Consider the following 2,092-nt stretch of genomic DNA (forward strand, 5'->3'; position numbering starts at 1 on the left):
CGCCAGAGAGGCCGAGCGCGGCCGTGAGGCTTGGACGCTAGGGCAGGGCATGAAAAAGCCCGTAGCGGGCTGCTACGGGCGTCTGACGCGGTGGAAAGGGGGAGGGGATGTTGTCTACATGGCTCTGCTGTAGTGAGTGGGTTGCGCTCCGGCAGCGGTCCTGATCAATCGTCACCCTTTCTCGGTCCTTCAACGTTCCTGACAACGAGCCTCCTTTTCGCCAATCCATCGACAATCACCGCGAGTCCCTGCTCGAACGCTGCGTCCGGACCGGCTTCGTCGAAGGCGTCTATCGCGGCCCGCAACAGCGGCGAGAGCGGAGCCTGTTCAACGGTGCCGCCGCGCTCGCCGGCATCGCTGTCGCCGGCCTGCTCCTCAAGCACGGCCCCAACAGTGAAGTAGCTGATTGTCATCAGCGCATTGACGGCGTCCCCGGCCGAAAAACCCGCCTCGCAGAGGAAGCGAAGCTGCGCGTCGGCCGTTTCCATCTGCGGTGCGCCCGGTCGCGTGCCGGCATGGATGCGCGCGCCATCGCGGTAGGCGAGCAGCGCCTGCCTGAAGCTGCGGGCATTCCCGATCAGAAATGAGCGCCAGTCGTCGTCGGCTCTCGGCACCGAATGCGTATGATTCTCCGCCAGCATGGCTTCGGCCAGTGCGTCGAGCAGCGCCCGCTTGTTCCTGAAGTGCCAGTAAAGCGCCGGCTGCTGAACCCCCAACCGTTCCGCCAGTTTGCGTGTCGTCAGACCGTCTACGCCGACCTCGTTCAACAGGTCCAGGGCGGCACGGATCACTGTATTCGGCTGCAACTTTGTCATGCTTGACACTTTATCACTGATAAACATAATATGTCCACCAACTTATCAGTGATAAAGAATCCGCGCGTTCAATCGGACCAGCGGAGGCTGGTCCGGAGGCCAGACGTGAAACCCAACAGACCCCTGATCGTAATTCTGAGCACTGTCGCGCTCGACGCTGTCGGCATCGGCCTGATTATGCCGGTGCTGCCGGGCCTCCTGCGCGATCTGGTTCACTCGAACGACGTCACCGCCCACTATGGCATTCTGCTGGCGCTGTATGCGTTGGTGCAATTTGCCTGCGCACCTGTGCTGGGCGCGCTGTCGGATCGTTTCGGGCGGCGGCCAATCTTGCTCGTCTCGCTGGCCGGCGCCACTGTCGACTACGCCATCATGGCGACAGCGCCTTTCCTTTGGGTTCTCTATATCGGGCGGATCGTGGCCGGCATCACCGGGGCGACTGGGGCGGTAGCCGGCGCTTATATTGCCGATATCACTGATGGCGATGAGCGCGCGCGGCACTTCGGCTTCATGAGCGCCTGTTTCGGGTTCGGGATGGTCGCGGGACCTGTGCTCGGTGGGCTGATGGGCGGTTTCTCCCCCCACGCTCCGTTCTTCGCCGCGGCAGCCTTGAACGGCCTCAATTTCCTGACGGGCTGTTTCCTTTTGCCGGAGTCGCACAAAGGCGAACGCCGGCCGTTACGCCGGGAGGCTCTCAACCCGCTCGCTTCGTTCCGGTGGGCCCGGGGCATGACCGTCGTCGCCGCCCTGATGGCGGTCTTCTTCATCATGCAACTTGTCGGACAGGTGCCGGCCGCGCTTTGGGTCATTTTCGGCGAGGATCGCTTTCACTGGGACGCGACCACGATCGGCATTTCGCTTGCCGCATTTGGCATTCTGCATTCACTCGCCCAGGCAATGATCACCGGCCCTGTAGCCGCCCGGCTCGGCGAAAGGCGGGCACTCATGCTCGGAATGATTGCCGACGGCACAGGCTACATCCTGCTTGCCTTCGCGACACGGGGATGGATGGCGTTCCCGATCATGGTCCTGCTTGCTTCGGGTGGCATCGGAATGCCGGCGCTGCAAACAATGTTGTCCAGGCAGGTGGATGAGGAACGTCAGGGGCAGCTGCAAGGCTCACTGGCGGCGCTCACCAGCCTGACCTCGATCGTCGGACCCCTCCTCTTCACGGCGATCTATGCGGCTTCTATAACAACGTGGAACGGGTGGGCATGGATTGCAGGCGCTGCCCTCTACTTGCTCTGCCTGCCGGCGCTGCGTCGCGGGCTTTGGAG

2 protein-coding genes and 1 pseudogene are annotated in these 2,092 nt (G+C 62.9%); 2 read left to right on the forward strand and 1 reads right to left on the reverse strand.

The genetic code is table 11. The features are described 5' to 3' along the window. Nucleotides 1-133: pseudogene (locus R7F07_RS24620) on the forward strand (relaxase); the annotation flags it as partial. Between the two features lie 31 nt (nt 134-164). Here the strand turns inward: R7F07_RS24620 and tetR(A) are convergent. Further along, nucleotides 165-815 carry a tetracycline resistance transcriptional repressor TetR(A) gene (gene tetR(A) / locus R7F07_RS24625; RefSeq protein ID WP_000164043.1) on the reverse strand — a complete coding sequence of 217 codons (651 nt, stop codon included), beginning with the start codon at nt 813-815 and terminating at the stop codon, nt 165-167. A 105-nt stretch (nt 816-920) separates the two neighbouring features. Between tetR(A) and tet(A) the strand changes: the two genes are divergently transcribed. Beyond that, nucleotides 921-2,092 (forward strand): tetracycline efflux MFS transporter Tet(A) (gene tet(A) / locus R7F07_RS24630; protein ID WP_318110585.1); only part of this gene is annotated, 1,172 nt, incomplete at its 3' end.

Source organism: Vibrio sp. YT-16 (assembly GCF_033337405.1).
Taxonomy (GTDB): Bacteria; Pseudomonadota; Gammaproteobacteria; order Enterobacterales; family Vibrionaceae; genus Vibrio; species Vibrio alginolyticus.